A 19931-nucleotide genomic window follows, 5' to 3' on the forward strand; every position below is an offset into this window, starting at 1 on the left:
TGCCAAATCACACATTCTAGTCTTCTTCCAATTACGGTATCTTAGCCATTCAAATTGTGCCTTGACATTACTTTAACCAGAGAATTTCTGGTACATCTTTAGTTTCTACCACAAGTCCAGCACCCTTGAAAACTACAAAACCAAATTCCATTCCAACTGCAATTGCTTTTTACTTTATCAATTTTCGCTTGTGGATAGTTAAATACTCTCCACCAATAAATGACTTTTTCCGTGACCAAATTTTGTTTGCTGAATTTTTCCACTGTAATGCCTAAAATACCAGTTAATTTATTATAAATTAAAGAAGGCGTAAAAACATTCAAGATATGTTTTATTACCGTTCTTTAATCAGGTAGTAACTCCAAGTAATAATTATCATTTTCTTCCATCTTTCTTAAAAATTCTTCAAGAGAAGTGGCAATTTGAACGTCATAATAATAAACTGGATTTCTATTATTATTATTCAATTCGATGGACATTAATGCCGATTCACTGCCTTCAAAAAATATTAGTTTATTATTCTCAAATTCTTCATAGATTTCTATGCCGGGATAAAACTCAAAATCATTAACTCTTAATCGAAAATCTCTTACAGAATAGGGACCCATAATTCGATTAATATTAAATTCTGAACCTTTAATAAAACCGTAGCCCACCTCTCTATAAAAATGAACTAACTCATTAGGGAATTTTAAATTAAGTGCCTTCTCAGCCTCTTTTATTTTGTTTTCAGCCACTGGATAAAAACTATTTTCTTGGTTTGTCTTAATAAATTCATAGCTCATTATTTTTTACCTCCTATACATAGGGTATTTGCTTTTGGGCTTTTCATGTATACCAGCTTGATGCGCATTTAGGAATATTAATTGTGTTAGTACAATCATTTAGCTAACTCTTCTTTTGTATTTCATCTGCAAATTCAATGCCTAGCTTTTGTTTACAACCCTTCTTTATAACTATATCTAATTAATACTTTAGAATAGAATCTTCTGTGTTTTTTAAAAGTATCTTGAAAATTGTTAGTAAGTATTTATTTGGCCTCCCTATCACTGTCAATGTCCAGAAGTGATAAATTTTATCTATTACCTATCATCTTCTGAGGTTTATTTTTCCTTTACTCTCTTTCTCATTAAAAAGTTTGTCTATGTAATTAATATTATCAAAAATCCAGTATCTATCCTCTTCAGGAATATAACTAGTAAAATCATCACGAATCCCTGTCCAATTATTAGGAACATAATTTTCAAAAGGTAATAGCTCAGGATAAAGGGAGAGAAGCTTTTTTTGATTAAAGTCTATAAATAATGATGGCCTCAATTCTAGAATAGTACTTCCATAATCTTGATGATCAACTAACTTTTTTAATTCTGAAGACGGTACGATATTATCAGTATATTCTTGTAAATAGAGACGATAAGTCTTTTCATTTACAACTGAAATGTTATTTCTTAGAGAAAGAGCAAAGTCCATATCAAAACTAAATCCATTTTTTTCATATAATTTTTTATATTTTACTATATCTAGTATCCAAACATCTCTTTCTGTTAGATACCATGAGAATTGAGAAGAAGTTTTTACCCCGACTATTATATTTTGGGCATACTCCGGTTTTAATAACAACGAAAACACCACTTTCTCATTCTATTTTTGCATAATGTTTATATTCTAAATTCAAACAAATCTATTATTCAATGATTTCTTACCTACCTAAGTTACGATTTATTTCTCTTCTTGTTAATAAAATAGCATATTGGGTATTTTCTTTATCTTGTTCTAATTCCTTTTCCATAATAAGTTTTCCATTAGCGTCCCATTCTTTATAGTTCAATTCAATTGATAACTCGACTTCACTTGTCGATTTAACATTTCCATTTTCATGCCAACAAATACTTTTTCCATTAACTAGTCCATATTTAAAGTACTCTTCACATTTTATTTTTCCACTTTCATAAAATTCGCGATTTAAACCATGAGCTAATCCATCTTTATAGAAACAAAAATAAATTAGATTCCCATTTTCGTACAGTTCGAATGCTAATCCGGTAAATGGCTTTCCACCTTCATCTTCAGGGTTATCAAGAATCTCGTCACTATATGAAGTAAACCATAAATCATCAAAGTTTACACCGTTTTTCAAGACAAAATCCTTTGTATATTTACTATCATTTTCCATAATTAAGCACCTCTAGTATATATTAAGATCAGGCTATGATGTATGCATAGTGTGGATATCTTATCTTTTTCTTTTTGTACCCTTTTGGCATGAAATTATTGAGCTTCCTTGCACGGATTAAATATACCATAAATTCTTCCAGCTTCGCATCAGACCTCGCCACTAATTCCTTCATCTCTAAAAACATCCATCAAGTCGTTTTCATCACAGTAGGCTTTAATTTCCTTTACTTGATATTTAAAACTTTATCCATCTCTTGCTTGTACTTACGTTGAACACGTCTATACCCAACAACGTTCAACCTCTTCACCCTACCGTTGCAGAAATTGTACATTATGTAACCTTTTTTGGTTATCCATTGTTTAGCGCACGTGCATTATTATTCATTTTAGTTTAAGTGCTTTACAAAAAGGAGCCCGTATCTTTAGTTAGTATTACAACCGTACTCCATAATGGTATTGCCATCATGGGGTCTCTATTTCAAGCAGTATTATTCATTCGCTTAACTAAGCATATTACATACAAACAAGCACTTGATACCTTAAATGTGATCAAGTGCTTATCTTGAGATTGGTTCTATTTAATCGGTCCCATAAATTCTGTAATAATAAGAATGTGTTCTCTTATTTTTACCTTTTTTAGATTTTCTACTTTTTCAGATCCACCTAGACCTAGTAAAGGAGTGTATCCAAAACATTCGTCATAATCAGGTCTACCATACTTACTATAAGCTTTAGGGTATGGTTCCCACCGTAATTCATCATTTATGAAGTCATTATCCTTTAAATCATCAAAAAAGAAATTAAAGCCAGATGAAACAATGTGCACGAGTCCTTTCCTAAAGTTCAACAAGTTAACATATTTATTTTTTTCCCACACTATAATATCACCCATCGAGGTCGTAAAAATTGGAATTGCTTGTTCGTACCTTCTATAACATCTTTCTAAAATATCCAAATACTCATCTGGATTAATTAATTTTAAAAAACCGTTTAATAATGTTCCAAAACCATATTTATACCATACTTCTATCAGTTCTCCCGGAAGTTTATCTTTATATTTTAAGATAATCCTTTGATCAACAGTATGATGTTATAAAAAATTCTCAAAGGTATCCAATTAAAATGCTCCCTTAATTTAATTTGTCAACTTTACATTCAAATAAGTATTCTTTGGTGACTTCTTGACATATTATTTTCCACTATTTTTTATGTCGTTACGCCATAGGATGTTCTCTTACTTGATTCCATCGATTCAAGAACGATTACTGGATCGTGTATAATCGCATCGACCGTTTCTGTAGCACTTTTCAAGAAAGTTCATATAATAATAGAGTCATAGTTAATTGTATAGTTGTAATTCCTTTAAAATTTCTGTCCGCCAATCATTCGCAATATTCCCATTCTTATAATTATCCAATAAAAAATTTATTCTTTGAATATAACTATCTGCATTCTCTACACATTTTCCAAAACAATCCATAAAATGGTCTACTAATGTATCATCAACTAAAGCTATTGGTTCTGGATAATATTTGACACCTTCTCTTTCAAATGCTTTTCTACTAATATAAGCAACTGCATCAATAACACAATTCCAAGCTATGACGTCTGTTTCATTATCTGACATTTCTTGAATTATTGTTATACCATTTTCCTCATTATCTAATAATTCATAAAGAATAACCCCTATATTTTCTTTCCCTTTTAGCCATTCCCAACATTTATATATAACTTCTTGGGCTAACATTTGATCTTCCTTGCGAGAAAATACCGACAAAACTTTTTCTGAGAGTCCAAGGAAAAATATTACTTTACCATCTTCTGTTAAACTACTAAAGTTAGCATTTTCCATAATTAACCTCCCACTAATCATTAATCTCCATTTTTAATCATTAAATTAAGCCTACTAGTTATTTTTATGCTTTCACCCATTTCTGATGTTACTTCGATTTTATCTTAACGTATTTTAACCTCTCATTACATAAATGTTAATTTTCGTAATGCTATTTAAACGAATAGCGAGTACTATACGACCATCTCTAGTAATAATACAACTTATATTTCACGTTACCCTATTGTTTATCGCCACGAGCTTTGTCATTGTCTTTAGTTTGCGGGTTTTGCAGTATCATAAGTCCCCCACACCATGTAAAATGTCAAATCATCCAATTTTCGTACTTTTTTATCAATCCTATATAAAATAAAACTCCATGATGTGCAGTACCTTCATGAAGTCTCTATTTTTCAAACATATCATTGCTCTTTTTGTCCAACTCAAATATCTTAATTGTATTTTAATTCACTTGCTTTATGTACACGTAAACCCTTTCGTATAACTAATTTAAGCATTAGAGTACTCTAAACACGTTATCTTTCCTCTTTACACAAATAATTGTAATGACCAAATTCAGGAAATACATCCCAGTTTCTTTCAAGGATATCGCTAGTTTCGCGCTCCTCGACTGAACCGGTCTTTAAATCTCTCTTTTCCATTGCTATAAAGCCATCTTCTCGGAAGCCCAAAATCAAGGTGCTTACTTCTATGTCAGTTTCATCATCATATTCCCAATACATGGCTGTTCTTAAAAAAATCTTACCATCACTCATAACTTCAAAATCATAATTTAAATATTTACGAATCAGGTCATCATAAAACCCTAACGAAACCCATTCATTTGTAACATTTACAATATACTTAGGTTTCTCATCCTCTAATAATACCGCCGTATATGGTTCTTGTTTTTGATGGTATGTGTATGCAGTACGGACATCAAGTATGTTCCAAGGCTTCTTTTTGATGTCCGACCATTCGTCACAATAATAAATTTTCATAGTCAATTATACACCTTCCCCTTAATATCCCTAATAATAATCCTGCTTTTTGCTGCCTCATCAAGAATTATTTGCTGAATTGGTTTATTTTGTACAGGTATTTCTAATATTAATTCACTTTAAGTCGCCCTTCTTTGAAAGCGTTAGAATTAAAAGTCCCATTTGTTATTTTAGAACCCGAAGAATGTTTTTTGTGATTTCATTTAAGTAACTCTTAGCTGTTTTTTTCTTGCACTTCACTAAGTTGAGTAAATTTTCTCGATACTATTTCCTTGTTGGGTGCATTCGAGTCAACTACTTACTTTTTACCCCTACTTCTTTTGCTTCCAACTCTACCTCATCATTAGTTTGTCAACCATTCCATATCATAACTACCCCTGCTATGTAAAATGTCATCTCGCCCATTTCTCTTTCTTATTCAGTCCCGCCAAGTATTAAAACGATACTCCTTGATGGTACAACCATCATGAGCTTTCGATTTTCATGTAAATCATTTTCTTTTTGTCTCACTCAAAAATCCTCACTTTCTTTTTACTAGATTTATGTATCTGTATCGTTTAGCACTACGAGCTTTGTCATTGTTGTCTTTAGTTTGTGGTTTTGTAGTATAATAAGTCCTCTTTGCATGTAAAAATGTAGTCTCACCTATTTATCTTATTATTTTCACAAACACAGTATTAAAACAAATGCCTTGATGGTATAACCATCATGAGTTATGAATTTTCATTAGCATTTTTCATGTAGACCAAAGCATAAATTTCTCACAAAAAACAAAAAGCACCTGTTGCCTATTAGACAATCAAGTGCTTAAAGTAAATTAAATAAGTGTTACTAACTTACGGGCATTATATCAAGGTTTAGATACTACCAACAAGTATCTATTCTGTTAACATATTTAGAAATTCTTCAAAGCTATTACTTACAATATATGTTATAGGATTTAAATCTGAAGACTCTTCATGATTCCAAACGCATACAATAGGCTCTTCAACATTGTTACGATAGTCTAAGCAAACAAAGTCACCTGCAAATAAAACAGCTATTGGTAGCAGTTCAGTACCTACTAAATTTTCATCAAAAACAATTCTTTCGTCTAGTTGTGTTCTAACTACTCCTATATCGTAATACTCATCATCTCTTTCACCGGTTACTTTTAAAATACATAAAAACCTATCAATCGCATAAATATGGCTATTACACTTAAAACTATCCTTTATAGGAGTACCACCATTATATTTTTTTATAAATTCTTTATACGTCTCTGGTAAATTTATTCTCCACTTACCTTCCTTTTCAGAAAGCAAAGTATCGTCCGGCAAGGGATAAATTATTGAACCATCCTTAAATTCCATTACTATACCTCCTCAATATTATTATCTTGGAGCGTCTGCCCACATACCTTTTGTCCTTCCACCATTATGAGGTGTAATATTATGAATGCCAAAGGGGACTAGATCCATTTTACCAGGAACCTCCGTATGATGCCACGTCATCCCTTTTCTTGTACCACCTATTTGTTCGTCTAACCACTTAAACTGTTCTTTATCCGATAACTTCCAAAATCTCTCTGGTAGCTGAACAGTCTCTTCTACAACACCTGCACTTGCAAAGTCGGCAAATCCATACCTCATACCATCTGCTTTTGTAACCTTTATTTCAGGAATATGTCCTTTTTCTATAGCCATTTCTTTTATCTTTCTTTTTTGAACAGAAGACAAGCTATCTCCACCCGGAATAGTATCATCCCAAGACCAAGGTTTGTTTAAATCAACATGTTCTTTATATACTTTTGCATAGTCTTCAATGACTTCATCAAATTTCTTGTTACCATTTATAAAATCATCAATATTTCTTAAATTAGTTTCACTAACTCCCTTATCTTTAACTGTACCCTTAGTAGTTCCCTTCCCTTCCACTTTCCTCAAAGAGGCCGGAACGATTGAATCCATCCGATTTTCTATTGTGGCTCTGCTCCACACATTGATAGGAGCCTGATTCGCTGTACTTAGTTGGAAGGACGGATTGGGCATAAGGTTTTGTCTAAAGAAGTGGGTAACTTCTTGGACATATTGTTTTCCACTATTTTTTATACCATTAGGCCATAGGCTGTTCTCTTTCTTGCTTCCATCGATTCGTTGGAGCGATTTTGTTGTTTTTTGTGAAATGGCTGAACGGATTTCGTTGGCTTTATTTTTACTTTTTTCTCCTTTTAACAGCTTTAGGTATTTTGCTTGGCCGACATATGGGAGGAAGGAAGTGGCTGCACTCCCCGATACATACATAATCCCTTCTTTTTCGGCGGTGTCTGTTATAGACTGCGCCATCGATTCAAGGACGATTACGGGATCGTGTATAATCGCATCGAGTGTTTCTGTAGCACTCTCTATCCTTTTCGTAGAAGCTTTTTTTAGAAAATCTGGCTCTATAGAATCTGGAATTATTCCTGATGCGGCCACGATTCCAGCATCGATCACAAGCGTAATAAGGCCTTTGGCTATCTCATAAATCGCTACTGCGAGACCTTTTACAAAATCCCAAGCTCCCTCTGCTGTTACAGAAATCACATCGCTTACCCTTTCAGAGAAGGTTGTATAGCGATCCTTGACCCGAGAGGCCTTGTTTGCATATTCATCATCTGTGTTTTCATACTTTTTTACTTTTGACTCATAGAGATCCCACAGCTCTTCCATTTTATTTTTTAGCTTGGATTGAACAGATTCCATATCATTTCGAATGCTTTCCAGCTGTTGTTTATTATATCTGCTTCGCTCTTTTTCTTCCGGATCTGTATCGTCAAACAGACTAAATAGAAGGCTGGGGGACCGATATGTTTCCTGAATGGCGCGGCTAAGTCTATAGGTTACTCCCCATTCAATCTGGGTGAGATTTCCCCAAATATCGTTCCGATCGACTCTCATCATGCTGTTTCTGGAAATAGGGCTAATATAGGCCGTTGTATCAGCCACATAGTTTTCAAACAATGTTAATAAATCCTCTATTTGCGTCTGATAGCTTTGGATATTTTTCTTAGATTGCTGCATGAGCTCTTCCCAGGCTTCCAGGCTCTTTCCCGCGTTCCTCTCTGTATAGCCAGCTATCGTATGCAGAGAAGTCTGCATCTGATGAAGAGCCCGCTTATATGTATGAAGCTGTTCAATGATCTGATCCAGAATCCCATAGTTAATTTTTAAGTCCCGTTTCATGACTAGCCGCTCCGAATGTCCTTGCTGATTTCTTCGTCTGCCTTTGTCATTTCTTCCAATATGCTTTTACCGGCTGTATAGACAGCATGCATATTTTTTACTAACTCTTTATTTACATCATTATTCATATGATCCAGAATAGCATCTACTTTATCAATGAAATCAGAATGAAAGTTTTTCAGCTGATTTCTTGTGCCCGTACGAAAGGTGTCTGTGTAACTACTAAACTCATCGATACTGGATTGCAGGGTTTGTAAAGTAGCCTGTAACTCACGGATATCCATCTTTATCTGTGCGGTTCCCAATGGTAAACTCCTCTCTCCTATTTTCTCATCTAAAAGGAACGGATTCAATAGCGACAATCAGTCGATTCAGTTCTATAATCATTTCTTCTATTTTTTCCCGCATCTCTTCTTCCACAGAGGCATTTTCTAAGTCCATTTGCTCAAAATTTTTCTGTATGCCCTCTTTGGCATCTTCCAAAAAAGAGATCATATTTGATACTAAGCTAGAGGAAAAGCTTGACGTATAGTTTGCCATTATCTTTCACCAGCTCTTTCCATTTCCACTTGTAACGATTGCATGTCCTGTGCGGAAAACTCAATCGATGTCATCTTTTTTTCTACAACTAGCTCTTCTTTCATAAGCAGTTCAAATGCTTCTTCCATCTCATCTTTAAAACCCATATGTATGACATTTGTAATCAAAGGCTCTGTGAAATAAAGGATGGCATCTTTCTTCATTTCTCCTACAGGATAAACCACACCGCCGTACGGAAAAAACGTTTGATAACCTGTTGGAACGGTATAACGCTTGGTGATGACAATTTTGGCTGCTGAAGAAGTTTGCTGTTCTGGCAGAAAGTAAAGTGGATTCAGTTCCACAACTGACCCTAATGGCAGCACTTCTCTCATTATTTCCATGCAGGAAGTAACGAAGGGGAAGAAAAGATTGTCCTGTAAACGATAATGGGACTGTCTAAATTGAATCACATGCTCCTTATCCTCTTTTCTATAATAAATGATTTCCTGGTTAGTGCTCTTTATATCATAGGAACGGAGCCCTTGCTTATAAGCAAAATAGAGTTCCCGAAAGACGAGCTCGTCCTCCAAATATAAGTCAGCAAACGCATGGATTGCCGCACGATATTTCCCCTTTGATTCATCGGATAAAGAAACCATGAGCTGAGCTATTTTTTTCATTGCCAACGCCTTTAACTGTTTTCTATCATTCAAATGGCTCCCTCCCTGCCATGTAAATATTTTACATACATATATTATAAATGAGGGAATTGGAAATGATAAGGTTAAAAATAGCTAAATACCAAAGACCTACTTATATTCCTTTATTTTCCTAAATACCCCTTCATTCAAATGCTGTCTACTAATAATTTTGAAGCCGGAAAGACTGACTCAATCAAAGGCTAATTTTGCTTTTTCCTACTAAATTTTCTAAATCAGATTCTATCCTCCTTAGTATATTTTTTGAAATCCCTGCAATCCTTGACCCTTATAGGGATGAGATGGATTTATTATTTTATTGCTTTTAAAACATATTAGCTCTGTTCTTTGGTAAAATATAGAATAGTTCAAAAATAAATTAGAGGATTTTTTTATGATAAATGTGATGAAAGGTTTTTTCGCGAGCTTTTTTTGTTATCTATTTCTTTATGCTATCTTATTTTTAATAGAAAATAAGATAGATGAACTTTTTGAAGCTCTTATTTTTCTGTCTATTAGTGGATTTTTCATTATTTTAATCCAGACCATCATAATGGAGCTTTGTTTTAAAATAGAAGGATATAACCGATTGTTTGCCATAATGATAGGATTTATATACGGTGTTGCCATTTCTATTATATTTTCTGGAACACTTGATACGGAAATCTCCGTTCATTTATGGATTGGTTTTATTGGGAGTATTTGCAGTTTTATCTATGCGATTACTCGAAATGATTTCTAAATGAGGGCTGCCTACAGCATTCTAAGAGAGATACATAAGGGCATTGCTTTACCGACAGCAAAAGATTATGATATGCAACAGCGGCAATTTAAAAATTTCATCCTTTTTTTAGAAAATGAAGGATTTATTGAAAGAGTACTAAGAATCGATCCCTTTTTCTCCATAAAACCAGCTAGATTAACGAAAAAGGGACAAGCCTTTTTAGAAAAATACAATTACTTAGAGGAAACTTATCCAGATAAACAAAATATGATGAAATGGATCCGAGTAGGATAAGAAGTGTACTCGAATGAAGCTAATGAGGAAAACTAAAATCAATTTAATAATAGCTCCAAGACTTCATTCCCATCAAGGAGCTATCTGTTTACGCTTTTTATTTCTCATTATTATTTAAGCTGGTTTTTTTCCCCTTAACCAGCTTCAAAGTTGCCACAATAAGAAAGCTAACTATCACCAATAATAGCCATGAACTCACTTTCCCAACATGAACAAGGCTCCAAGCATCTTTTTGATTGGGATATTCCCATGCACTAAAATAAGTTGCAATGTTTTCCGCTATCCAAATAAAAAATCCAATCAGTACAAAAGAGAGTGCTAGCGGCATTCGATATCTAATACCATTTACCTTGTATAATACCCATGATTTCCAAAACACGATTAGGACCAATCCAGATAAATACCAACGAATATCTATCCAAAAATGATGGGTGAAAAAGTTCAAATATATAGCAGCAGCAAGTGGCACAACAACTAAAAAAGATGGCCAATTTACTAGCTCTACCTTTAACCTCCTCCATGCCTGACATAAAAAACTCGCAACACTTGCGTACATAAAGCCACTAAAGAGAGGGACGCCAAAAATTTTTGTAATGCCCGCTTCTGGATAAGACCATGAACCCATATGAACCTTGAAAAGCTCAAGGGCAAGTCCAATCAAATGGAAAACGGTTATAACCTTTAACTCATCAATCGTTTCCAAACCAGTACGGACCATCACCCACTGCATAAAAAGACAGATAAGAAGCAGCCAATCGTATCTTGGTAACAAGGGAAGTTCTATCATTTTTGTCATTGCCAGTGACGCAAAAATAGCTACAGGAAAAACACAAGCTAAAGCTTGTTGCCATCCGAAACAAATAAGCTGCTTTAATGCTCTTATCACTAGATTTCCTCTTCGTTTCTATATTCCAGTATATCGCCTGGCTGGCAATCCAATGCTTTGCATATTGCCTCTAATGTTGAAATACGGATTGCTTTTGCCTTTCCATTTTTCAAAATAGAAAGATTAGCCATTGTTATTCCAACCTTTTCCGATAATTCTGTTACACTCATTTTTCTTTTTGCTAACATTACATCAATATTTATTATAATTGCCATTTATATCACCTCAGACGATTAAGTCGTTTTCTGATTTTATATCAATTGCCTCTTTTAATAGCTTTTGAAGTACTGCAGCAAAAACGGCAATGACCATCGAAGCAAAAATCAGAACAAGTCCAATTAAAATAATTCCTGGCGCATCATCCCTTTCTGCTAAGAGGTAAAATAACGGCAATCCCAACACAAAAATCGCGCTTATAGAAATGGCACAGTTTTTTATTTTCTTTAGTGCATTAACGGACAACTCCGAAAATGCTTCATTCTTATCAATATAGTTTAACAGTTTAAATGCTTGATATAATGCGAAGTAGAAGGGAAATGCTGCTGCATAAAAATCAAGCATTATCAAATATTTTAAATAAGCATCATTAGGATACAACTCAGCAGCAAAATTTCCGATTTCTGGTACTAAAAAGATACATAAGGCCAGAATAGGTACGCCAATAAGAATAACAGCAATCTTTAAAAAGAGCGTTGATACTTGTTTCATCAAAAACACCTCACTATTTTATTTCTATTTGAATTTATCATACGATTTATCGATTTACAATAAATTTTTATTATTAATTATTTATTTTTTATTGTTTATAATAAAAAAGAGTAAAATAAAAAGTATCTCTTATAAAAAGAAATACTTTAACAATAAAATTATTTATCAATAAACTATCCTGTTACAAACATAAAGTCTTGTACAAATACGGAAACGGCCTTTCAATCAATCCGCTGGTTTTTATACAATGCTTCTGCCTTCTTCAGTTCTTTCTTTACTTCAGGAGAAATTCTTTCTGCTTCTTTTAACGAAATGTCTCCAATTAACAAATCAATTGCTATTTTTCGTATGTTTTCTTCGTGAGACTGATGCAATATGTAGGAAATACAACTAATTTGATCCATTCTTACACCTCTCTAAACATATTTTTATGAATAATTCTATGTTTAGACAGAAAATTCCTTCTTTATTTGCCATTTCTATATCAGGGCAATTCAAATCTGTCTTTTACAAACAATTTGAATTGGGTTCCCATCGAGATCTTGCACCCACCCTGCTCGTAAATCCTTTAAAAAATCATGTGGGGCAGATAACAGGGTGGCGCCATTTTCTATTATATATTGAATAGCTGAATCTGTATCTTCTGTCCATAACACGATTTCGCAACCCCTATTTTTTCCAGGCTTTAAATCATGTACTTCTTGTGCAGATTCTTTTGTTGCAATTCCTAAATTAAAACCGTCCAATAAAAGTTCATAATGTACTGGTTTTCCCTCGATTTCCGCTACAAAGGTTTGTGTGAATCCAAGCTTTTGATAAAATTGTTTTGATTTGTCTATATCATTCACATACAGAATAATTTGTGGAGATTTAAAGTTCATTCAATTTCCCTCCCAAATTCTGAAAATATTGTCCTCCAGTATTTTTATCTATTATGATAAAGAAAGTTCCAACACCCATTAGCTTATATTATCTAAAATGCACCTTAATAAGGCAGTTTATAACTCTTTATTACGCTTTTTCTTTCAGTTCAAAAAGGAAGTTCGTGTGAAATCAAGACAATCTTCTCATTGAAGTCATTCATTTCTTGCCAACAAACTTATGTGATCCATCACAATTAGGCATTTTTTGGGAAAGGCCACAAATACAGTCATTTAATCCCTTGCCATTTAGGATTCTCTCCATTGCTTTTTCAATCCTTGTTACTTTTGTTTTTGCTTGCTTTGGCTGGGAAAAATGAAGAATGTATGCTCTTTGGCGTCCTGGTGTCAATCCTTCAAAAGCTGTTTTTAATGCTGGTATTTCTTCAAATTTCATTTCAAGTTCTTCAGGAATACTGAATTCTTTATGCTCTTTTATCGTCACTTCCAAACCGGATTTTTCCACTTCAATTGCTTCAAGAATATATTCTTTTATGACAGATTCCCTTTTCACTATTTCTTGTAAATTCTTAAAGCGGATTTGCCGTGCTGCCTGGACATTTTCTGTTTGTTGGACTAGAATTCCTTGAGGATCCTTTAAGAGAGCACCTTTATGAAATAACAGGGCACAATACTCTTTAAATCCATGAATAAGCACAATGTTTTTATTTTTATAAGTGTAGCATGGATGCATCCATTTAAATTCTTCGGTCAGTTCTTCGCACTCAAGAGCAAGCTGTCTTAGCTTCACATATTCTTCCTGCCATTTGCTATCTTTGCTTAAATATTCTTCCACCTGAGGATTTAATTTTCTATTTGTCATACGAGTACACCCTTCTATTATTACTCTTTTCTCCAAAATGTCTTACAATTTGCTTTATCAGTAATATTAAAGTCAATCATTTTTTCTAATAAAGAAAAATCAACGGGATTGTCCCACTTTATTCGTACGAGCTGATTCGTATGATCATAGCCAGCTTGCACAATTGCTTCTGAAAATTGGATGATTCCCGCTCGTTCAGGTGCAACTGCCAAATGCTGCTTTGCAATACTAAAGCCAATTATGAATGTTTCATGATCTGTAAACATCGGCTGATTCCAAGCCATTTTCGGAACTAAATTGGGGAATTTCTTCATTACCCACTGTAAAACCTCTTCTGTTCGAGACCGATGCTCTGGATTATCAATCCCTGCTAAAAAATCTGCAAATACTTCCATATTTATCCTCCAACATACATTCTATTGCCACTTAATCTTATTTTGATTCTGAGTCTATCATATCGTATATTCATTTGTTATTCTAGATACAAAGAAGGTTAAGATTCAACACTTTTGCTATAGTTATAAGTTCTTTATACTTATTGTCTTAGCTATTATCCTTAAAAATATACTACACTTAATCCAACATAAATTAACATAGAAATGATAATAAACACTGAAAAGAATAGCCCCTTGCCAAAGCTAGACCAGTTTTTCATCCATCCCCATCTGCTTTTATTTCTATCAAGCCAAAAACAATCTGTAAGAACAACCAATCCTATTATTATCATTAAGACAATCGGATTCTTCTTCTCCCTCCCTTATGATCATTATATGAAAAGTTATTCTATTTTAATCTTGCTCTAAAAGTTCTTTACCGATTAGCTAAAATTCTCTTTTTTCTTCTATAAATTTTGTTATATTAAAAGAACAGTAAAATTCAATAAGTAATATACAAACACAAGGAGACACTTTGATGAAGGAAATTATATTTGTAACAACCAACAAAGGAAAAATTGCATCTGCTGAAAAGGAATTAAAAAATATAAAAGTGACTCCTATACAGGAAGAGTTAAGCGAGCCACGTACTGACGATATTAAAGAGATTGCTAAACAAAAAGTCTTGCAAGCATATGAAATCGTTAAGAGACCATGCGTTGCTTTAGATACTGGTTTTTTCATCGAAGAATTAAACGGTTTTCCTAGAGCATATGTAAACCATATGTTAGATACTATCGGTATTACTGGTATATTGAAATTACTAAAAGAGGAAAATAACCGTGCTTGCGAATTTAGATCTTGTTTGGCCTATTATGATGGTGAACAAATAACCTACTTTGAGAGCAAATCACAAGGAACGATAGCTGAAGAAATAAGAGGTTTAGATAATGATAAAAAATGGTCTGATCTCTGGTATATTTTCATTCCCAAACATTTAAATAAAACACTTGCTGAATTTACGGAAGATGATTTCCATATATATGAAGAAAAGAAAGAAGAGTCCTGTATTCGTAAATTTGGAAAATGGTTTGAAGCGTTGTGATAGAGAAAATCTAATAAAAGCGGTGCAAGAACATACTTAAACACAATATGTTCTTGCACCGAAAAAGCAAACAAGGAATGCTTGGATTCTATTATCTTCATAATCTTAGTTTATTTTATTATTTAACAAATGAACATATAAATTGTTTATAGCAAATCCTTATTTTTGTTATAAGAACGTTTTAAAGAAATGTAGTTAACGAAAAACCATAGCAAACCTGCGAACACTATTAACATAATTGTTTCCATCCATTCATTTATATTGGCTGGAAAACCTGAAAAAATAGCATAAAACAAGAAAAATAAAATGACAAAACTACTTGTTTTCATCACAATACTTCTTAATTCTTTCTTATAAGAATCTTCTGTTGCAATATCTGCATACTCAATGCCAGATAGTATATACCGCCCTAACACATAAAGGAGAAATATAGCAATAGGTAGTAATAGAGATGTTTTAGCATCTAAATTAACATAGTTATTCAGTATAAGCATTCCTGCAAGGATAAGCAAAAGGATTATTGCTCCTTCTGAAAAAAAGTACAAAATCCTTTTTTCCTTATATTCATCATTAGGTATTAAAAAAGATATCCAAGATCTCATGACAACTCGACCTCCCAAAATAAATCATCTAATGTTGTATTTAATTCTTTAGCAATAGCAATACATAAATTCAAACTAGGATTGTATTCTCCTTTTTCAATCAAACCGATAGTCTGCCTAGTAGCATTCACTCGTTTTGCAAGCTGTTCTTGTGTTAAACCTTTTTCTATTCTTGCTAGTTTCATTTTACTTGCCATATACTCACCTACACAATGAAATATATATTTAACAATATGTAAGATTTATCTTACATTATATATTTATAAAATGCAAGATAAATCTTACATTGAAAATTATAATTCCTTAGCAACAATAACATCTCTTTGTCTAATCACGCATTTAAACTGAAAATTACATCTTTTATTCTCATACTAAAAAATTTGTTATGTTTTTTCGAAATCACTTCTTCCCCCCCCTTATAGATTCGCTAGTTAGACGATATAGTTATACCGTAGGATTCACTTTTTAAGGGTAATAAGTTTTCTTCCGTAATGATAATTACTCTTTATTCCTCTCCATCATAATTACTTGATAAATAAAAAAGCTAAATTCAGTTAAGAATTCAGCCAATCATTTTGCATCTGAATATTTTGTATTCAATAACAAGATTTTTCTTTAAACATAGCAAATTACTCCTGTTAAGAAGGATTCATCGATAAAATAAATATTAGGTAAAATAAAAACTTCACTAACAATGGAAACGCCTCGAATATCATATAACATGCTCCTATCCTATTCGATTATCTAATATATAATATGAAGCGACTCCTTTTTTTTGTAAGCGTTATCTTTATGATAATAAAAAAAAAACTCTCAAACAGAGAATCACCTTAACTAACTTTATAAAACTTATCAATCTTACCAGCCAATATTCTTAGAAAGTCATTAATGGTCATATTTTCAATTTTTTTAGAATACCATGACAATTTATTCCCCATGTCTTCTCCATCATAATTAACATTTAATGGAACATACCCTTTTGTTTTGGAAGCTAAAGTATGATCGAAGGCAATGATTAATACTTTCCCCTCAGGCGTTTCTAACTTCACTTTATACCTTGGAAATTTGTAATCTGTGCTATACTTTACACCTTTAATCTTAGCCTTTGTTTTCATACATTCTCCTTTTCGAGTGTGTCTATTACTATTATAGCTTAAATGGAGATAATTAGACATCTTTAATTGGGATAATGGAAACAATGGGTATATATTCATCACAAAACAACAAATATTTCTACCTATCTTACACCTTTTTCCCGTAAGTTATTATTCAGTGTCCGCTATTACCTCTACAGAGCCCTCCTCACTGTAATGGATGATATTCACAATTTTGTAATAAGCTTTTTCAATGACAATTGTTTCTCCAATGGAGGGAGGAATTTGATAAATAACTTGTTTTGATTGCCAGCCCTTTACTTTATGCTGATATAAAGTATTTAGTCTCACCATGCGTTATCGCCTCTTTCTAAGAATGATCCAACAACTAGTAGCTATATGAATATGTATGCATTTCTAAATTTGTCCTTTCCTTTTAAATAAAAAAACTGAAGCCGGTTTATGACTTCAGTTAAGAAAGAGCGCATTCCATAAAAAAGCTCCATAAATATTCACAAAATCTCTCTCTCTATCCAGTGTTTGGGTCTTTCAAAATAGTTTGGTATTTTAGTATGAACATCGCCAATAGCGGAATTAATTTGCGATTGTGTAAGGAAGAGCGCAGCTTCCAGGTTTGCTGCCCTTAAGTCAGCGTCTCGTAGATCTGCACCAATAAAATCAGCTCCCCGCAAATCACTATTCCTTAGATTAGCAGCAATCATGAGCTTCCCTCGAAAATTTTCCCCTTGTAAATCTAATCCTTTTAAATTAGCCCCTATAAAGTCCGATTTATTTTTTAATCTCTTTCTCCCTTTATTCATCCAACTCTCTCTATACTTTATGCTTGAAGCAATTAAGAGCTCGTTAACTTTCCTTCGATGAGAATTAAGATCAATTGTTAAAATCTCTTTCGGTGTTCTCTCGGTTAGTTCAACGGTTTCATCATAAATACGTTGAAGTTTGTCATGAAAAGAAGAAGTTTCCTTTAACGTAAGTGCTTGATTTAGATACCAGAGCATTTCATGTAGTTGTTGAACAAGCGGAAAGATAAGGAACATTTCTTCTGCATGCTTGCCCCTCCGCCAGTCCTCCCCCTTGTAAATGGTTTGAGATACATGCTGCCCCGCACCGAAGCATTCATATGATACACAACCGCGGAATCCTGTTTTTCTCAATTTATCATGGATGGAACAAGCATTGTCTGAACATAAATTTCTGCATGGCATTCCACTCTCTTTATCAAAGGGAAAATCTGCTGATTCTCCATATGGCAATGCTACACAACATAATCCAAAGCAATTTTGACAATCTGACTTTAACGCATTAATCATTTCCAAAACTCCTAGTAATTATTTATAAGCTTCTCGGTGAATCAGACATACTATTTACTAAAATAATATAAATAAGAATGGATATTGGTATAGTAATTATAAAGATTAAGCGAATACCTAATGGCGTAATACCAAGAAATTCACCTATCCCCCCACAAACGCCATAAATCGCTTTATTATTTTGGGATTTCCTCATTTTGCGATTCATCCTAACCCTCCCATTTCATCAAATAAGCATGTGAAATTTCATTATCCTTTTTTCTCATTTCAGAACTTTTCAAGAAATTGATTTCATTCTTCTTCAACTAATTGTGTCTTTATCATCATTTCCTTGTAATAAGTGTAAATTCCCAAGGGATATTCTCCTTTTTCCAACCACGGTGTTCCTCAAATCGATCGATTGTAAACCTAGCCGTAATAACTGCATTAAGAATTTCGCTAAGTGTATAAAAGCGGAGAGAAACATCGGGAAAACCAACTTGCTCTTCTTCAGGGAAAAAATGTTTATATGCGATATCGCCTGTATGTATTTCCGTATCAAAATAAGCATGCTTCGCCGAGAAATCCTCATTCAAGCATTTCAGCAAAGGATGATAATCGCTTAGAATCATTGTGCCACCCTTTTTTAAAAGGGAAAATAAAAGGGACAGAAGTTTATCTAAATCATAAAAATAATGGAGTACTCCACCTTCTAAATAGAGAATGTCAAACGTTTCTCCGTATGATTGTAAATTGATGTCATAAACATCTCCTACCATATAATTTATGGACGTATTAGCATAATACGCTAGCTCTTTCGCGTATCGTTCATTTTCCTTTGATAGATCAAAGACTGTCACCTCAGCTCCTAACAGTGCTAATGGCACTGCTTTCCTACCATTTGACCCACATAGATTTGCTATCTTTTTGTTCTCGACATTCTCTAAAAATGCTCGAGGGTTTTTCCTTATTTCTTTCGCTTTTTCCTTTGGGTGGCCATCTCGCTTTATCCAAAATTCATAGGCACGGTATTCCCATGCTGCTTTATTAGTCGCACTTTGCTCATTCATAAGAAAATCCTCCCCTTGAAATCACTCCCATAATCTTTCCACTTCTACTAATTCATTTTTCATAAATTTCATCCGGTAAATATCTGGCTTTGTCGTATGAAGTAAAAAATCTAAATCAAACCGCCTATCGTAGTAGCTCATCATTAACGTCATTACTACCCCAGGGGTTCCAATTACGATCTTTTTTCCTACATATGTAGTTAGTAACTGTTTTAAAACCTTTATTGCCCGTTTTTGACATACTCTATTAGACTCAGCTCCAGCTAAGGCATAATCTGGATTCGAAAACGACTTACTAAGATATGGATACAATTCATTATTAGTTAATGGAACGGCATCTAGACTAAACACTTTTTCTTTTAAGTCTTCCATAATGAACACCTCTTTGCCCAAGGCTGCAGCTAAATCATTAATGGTTAAGATAGCACGTTGATAAGGACTGGAAACAAAAAGATCAATTTCTTCCTTTTGTAGCATTTTGCTTATACGTTCAGAATCCTCTTTTCCTTTTTCTGTTAACCCTCTTGTTCTTTCTGTTCCTTGGGCTTTTGACGATTCACCGTGTCTTACCATGTAAATATATGTTATCAT

Annotated in this window: 28 protein-coding genes and 1 pseudogene; 3 read left to right on the forward strand and 26 right to left on the reverse strand. The window is 33.4% G+C overall.

The features are described 5' to 3' along the window. Positions 1 to 344 precede the first annotated feature (344 nt). From BCI01S_RS01290 to BCI01S_RS01340, 11 genes and pseudogenes are all read right to left on the reverse strand, one after another. Positions 345 to 785 carry an SMI1/KNR4 family protein gene (locus BCI01S_RS01290; RefSeq protein ID WP_047940550.1) on the reverse strand — a complete coding sequence of 147 codons (441 nt, stop codon included), beginning with the start codon at positions 783 to 785 and terminating at the stop codon, positions 345 to 347. Between the two features lie 304 nt (positions 786 to 1089). Beyond that, positions 1090 to 1629 carry a hypothetical protein gene (locus BCI01S_RS01295; RefSeq protein WP_047940549.1) on the reverse strand — a complete coding sequence of 180 codons (540 nt, stop codon included), beginning with the start codon at positions 1627 to 1629 and terminating at the stop codon, positions 1090 to 1092. A 70-nt stretch (positions 1630 to 1699) separates the two neighbouring features. After that, positions 1700 to 2173 (reverse strand): toxin-antitoxin system YwqK family antitoxin, encoded by a 474-nt coding sequence (locus BCI01S_RS01300; RefSeq protein WP_047940548.1) that lies wholly within the window; start codon positions 2171 to 2173, stop codon positions 1700 to 1702. Between the two features lie 576 nt (positions 2174 to 2749). Beyond that, positions 2750 to 3250, reverse strand: a pseudogene (locus BCI01S_RS01305) (T6SS immunity protein Tdi1 domain-containing protein); the annotation flags it as partial. Positions 3251 to 3514: 264 nt separating this feature from the next. Then, positions 3515 to 4027: an Imm6 family immunity protein gene (locus tag BCI01S_RS01310; RefSeq protein WP_061796297.1), complete on the reverse strand. Its 513-nt coding sequence runs from the start codon at positions 4025 to 4027 to the stop codon at positions 3515 to 3517. 515 nt (positions 4028 to 4542) lie between these two features. After that, on the reverse strand, positions 4543 to 5007 hold the full coding sequence (locus BCI01S_RS01315; protein ID WP_061796299.1) for a hypothetical protein: 465 nt from the start codon (positions 5005 to 5007) through the stop codon (positions 4543 to 4545). 878 nt (positions 5008 to 5885) lie between these two features. Continuing rightward, positions 5886 to 6359, reverse strand: a complete 474-nt coding sequence (locus BCI01S_RS01320) for an SMI1/KNR4 family protein (protein ID WP_061796301.1) — start codon at positions 6357 to 6359, stop codon at positions 5886 to 5888. A gap of 21 nt (positions 6360 to 6380) precedes the next feature. Continuing rightward, positions 6381 to 8210: an HNH endonuclease gene (locus BCI01S_RS25865; RefSeq protein WP_235844420.1), complete on the reverse strand. Its 1830-nt coding sequence runs from the start codon at positions 8208 to 8210 to the stop codon at positions 6381 to 6383. A 2-nt stretch (positions 8211 to 8212) separates the two neighbouring features. Then, entirely contained in the window at positions 8213 to 8515 is a 303-nt protein-coding gene (locus BCI01S_RS01330; protein WP_061796303.1) for a hypothetical protein, read from the reverse strand. A gap of 25 nt (positions 8516 to 8540) precedes the next feature. Continuing rightward, a complete protein-coding gene (locus BCI01S_RS01335; RefSeq protein WP_047940543.1) occupies positions 8541 to 8750 on the reverse strand; it encodes a hypothetical protein in 210 nt (69 codons plus the stop codon). Then, positions 8750 to 9445: a DUF4176 domain-containing protein gene (locus BCI01S_RS01340; RefSeq protein WP_061796305.1), complete on the reverse strand. Its 696-nt coding sequence runs from the start codon at positions 9443 to 9445 to the stop codon at positions 8750 to 8752. The genes BCI01S_RS01335 and BCI01S_RS01340 overlap by 1 nt, the downstream gene beginning before the upstream one ends. A 379-nt stretch (positions 9446 to 9824) precedes the next feature. Between BCI01S_RS01340 and BCI01S_RS01345 the strand changes: the two genes are divergently transcribed. Further along, positions 9825 to 10172, forward strand: coding sequence for a hypothetical protein (locus BCI01S_RS01345; RefSeq protein WP_047940542.1), 348 nt, complete (start codon positions 9825 to 9827; stop codon positions 10170 to 10172). Continuing rightward, positions 10173 to 10448 (forward strand): helix-turn-helix domain-containing protein, encoded by a 276-nt coding sequence (locus BCI01S_RS01350; protein ID WP_061796309.1) that lies wholly within the window; start codon positions 10173 to 10175, stop codon positions 10446 to 10448. Positions 10449 to 10545: 97 nt separating this feature from the next. On the opposite strand, the gene BCI01S_RS01355 is transcribed toward BCI01S_RS01350, so the two are convergent. The 7 genes from BCI01S_RS01355 to BCI01S_RS01385 form a co-directional block, all read right to left on the reverse strand. Further along, positions 10546 to 11331 (reverse strand): DUF817 domain-containing protein, encoded by a 786-nt coding sequence (locus BCI01S_RS01355; protein ID WP_047940709.1) that lies wholly within the window; start codon positions 11329 to 11331, stop codon positions 10546 to 10548. A 2-nt stretch (positions 11332 to 11333) separates the two neighbouring features. Further along, a complete protein-coding gene (locus BCI01S_RS01360) occupies positions 11334 to 11549 on the reverse strand; it encodes a helix-turn-helix domain-containing protein (RefSeq protein ID WP_047940541.1) in 216 nt (71 codons plus the stop codon). A gap of 10 nt (positions 11550 to 11559) precedes the next feature. After that, complete coding sequence (locus BCI01S_RS01365; protein WP_061796312.1) at positions 11560 to 12042, reverse strand: DUF2975 domain-containing protein; 483 nt, start codon at positions 12040 to 12042, stop codon at positions 11560 to 11562. Between the two features lie 221 nt (positions 12043 to 12263). Beyond that, on the reverse strand, positions 12264 to 12446 hold the full coding sequence (locus BCI01S_RS01370) for a hypothetical protein (protein WP_061796314.1): 183 nt from the start codon (positions 12444 to 12446) through the stop codon (positions 12264 to 12266). 90 nt (positions 12447 to 12536) lie between these two features. Next, positions 12537 to 12923, reverse strand: coding sequence for a VOC family protein (locus tag BCI01S_RS01375; RefSeq protein WP_061796316.1), 387 nt, complete (start codon positions 12921 to 12923; stop codon positions 12537 to 12539). Between the two features lie 199 nt (positions 12924 to 13122). Beyond that, complete coding sequence (locus BCI01S_RS01380; RefSeq protein WP_082809989.1) at positions 13123 to 13785, reverse strand: DUF1801 domain-containing protein; 663 nt, start codon at positions 13783 to 13785, stop codon at positions 13123 to 13125. A 20-nt stretch (positions 13786 to 13805) separates the two neighbouring features. Then, entirely contained in the window at positions 13806 to 14180 is a 375-nt protein-coding gene (locus tag BCI01S_RS01385) for an iron chaperone (protein WP_061796318.1), read from the reverse strand. 517 nt (positions 14181 to 14697) lie between these two features. Between BCI01S_RS01385 and BCI01S_RS01390 the strand changes: the two genes are divergently transcribed. After that, positions 14698 to 15264 carry a non-canonical purine NTP pyrophosphatase gene (locus tag BCI01S_RS01390; protein WP_061796320.1) on the forward strand — a complete coding sequence of 189 codons (567 nt, stop codon included), beginning with the start codon at positions 14698 to 14700 and terminating at the stop codon, positions 15262 to 15264. A 146-nt stretch (positions 15265 to 15410) separates the two neighbouring features. On the opposite strand, the gene BCI01S_RS01395 is transcribed toward BCI01S_RS01390, so the two are convergent. The 8 genes from BCI01S_RS01395 to BCI01S_RS01430 all read right to left on the reverse strand — a co-directional run bounded on the left by BCI01S_RS01395 (position 15411) and on the right by BCI01S_RS01430 (position 19931). After that, positions 15411 to 15866 carry a hypothetical protein gene (locus BCI01S_RS01395; protein ID WP_061796322.1) on the reverse strand — a complete coding sequence of 152 codons (456 nt, stop codon included), beginning with the start codon at positions 15864 to 15866 and terminating at the stop codon, positions 15411 to 15413. Beyond that, positions 15863 to 16063, reverse strand: coding sequence for a helix-turn-helix transcriptional regulator (locus BCI01S_RS01400; protein WP_047940535.1), 201 nt, complete (start codon positions 16061 to 16063; stop codon positions 15863 to 15865). The genes BCI01S_RS01395 and BCI01S_RS01400 overlap by 4 nt, the downstream gene beginning before the upstream one ends. A gap of 633 nt (positions 16064 to 16696) precedes the next feature. Further along, positions 16697 to 16981: a 4a-hydroxytetrahydrobiopterin dehydratase family protein gene (locus tag BCI01S_RS01405; protein WP_047940534.1), complete on the reverse strand. Its 285-nt coding sequence runs from the start codon at positions 16979 to 16981 to the stop codon at positions 16697 to 16699. 150 nt (positions 16982 to 17131) lie between these two features. Next, positions 17132 to 17314 (reverse strand): hypothetical protein, encoded by a 183-nt coding sequence (locus BCI01S_RS01410; protein ID WP_047940533.1) that lies wholly within the window; start codon positions 17312 to 17314, stop codon positions 17132 to 17134. Positions 17315 to 17472: 158 nt separating this feature from the next. Beyond that, positions 17473 to 18291 carry a pentapeptide repeat-containing protein gene (locus tag BCI01S_RS01415; protein ID WP_061796323.1) on the reverse strand — a complete coding sequence of 273 codons (819 nt, stop codon included), beginning with the start codon at positions 18289 to 18291 and terminating at the stop codon, positions 17473 to 17475. Between the two features lie 22 nt (positions 18292 to 18313). After that, positions 18314 to 18499 (reverse strand): PspC domain-containing protein, encoded by a 186-nt coding sequence (locus BCI01S_RS01420; protein WP_061796326.1) that lies wholly within the window; start codon positions 18497 to 18499, stop codon positions 18314 to 18316. A 115-nt stretch (positions 18500 to 18614) separates the two neighbouring features. Beyond that, positions 18615 to 19340, reverse strand: coding sequence for a class I SAM-dependent methyltransferase (locus tag BCI01S_RS01425; RefSeq protein ID WP_061796328.1), 726 nt, complete (start codon positions 19338 to 19340; stop codon positions 18615 to 18617). A 21-nt stretch (positions 19341 to 19361) separates the two neighbouring features. Further along, positions 19362 to 19931 (reverse strand): histidine phosphatase family protein, encoded by a 570-nt coding sequence (locus tag BCI01S_RS01430; protein ID WP_061796330.1) that lies wholly within the window; start codon positions 19929 to 19931, stop codon positions 19362 to 19364.

The organism is Niallia circulans NBRC 13626 (assembly GCF_001591585.1).
Taxonomy (GTDB): domain Bacteria; phylum Bacillota; class Bacilli; order Bacillales; family Cytobacillaceae; genus Niallia; species Niallia circulans.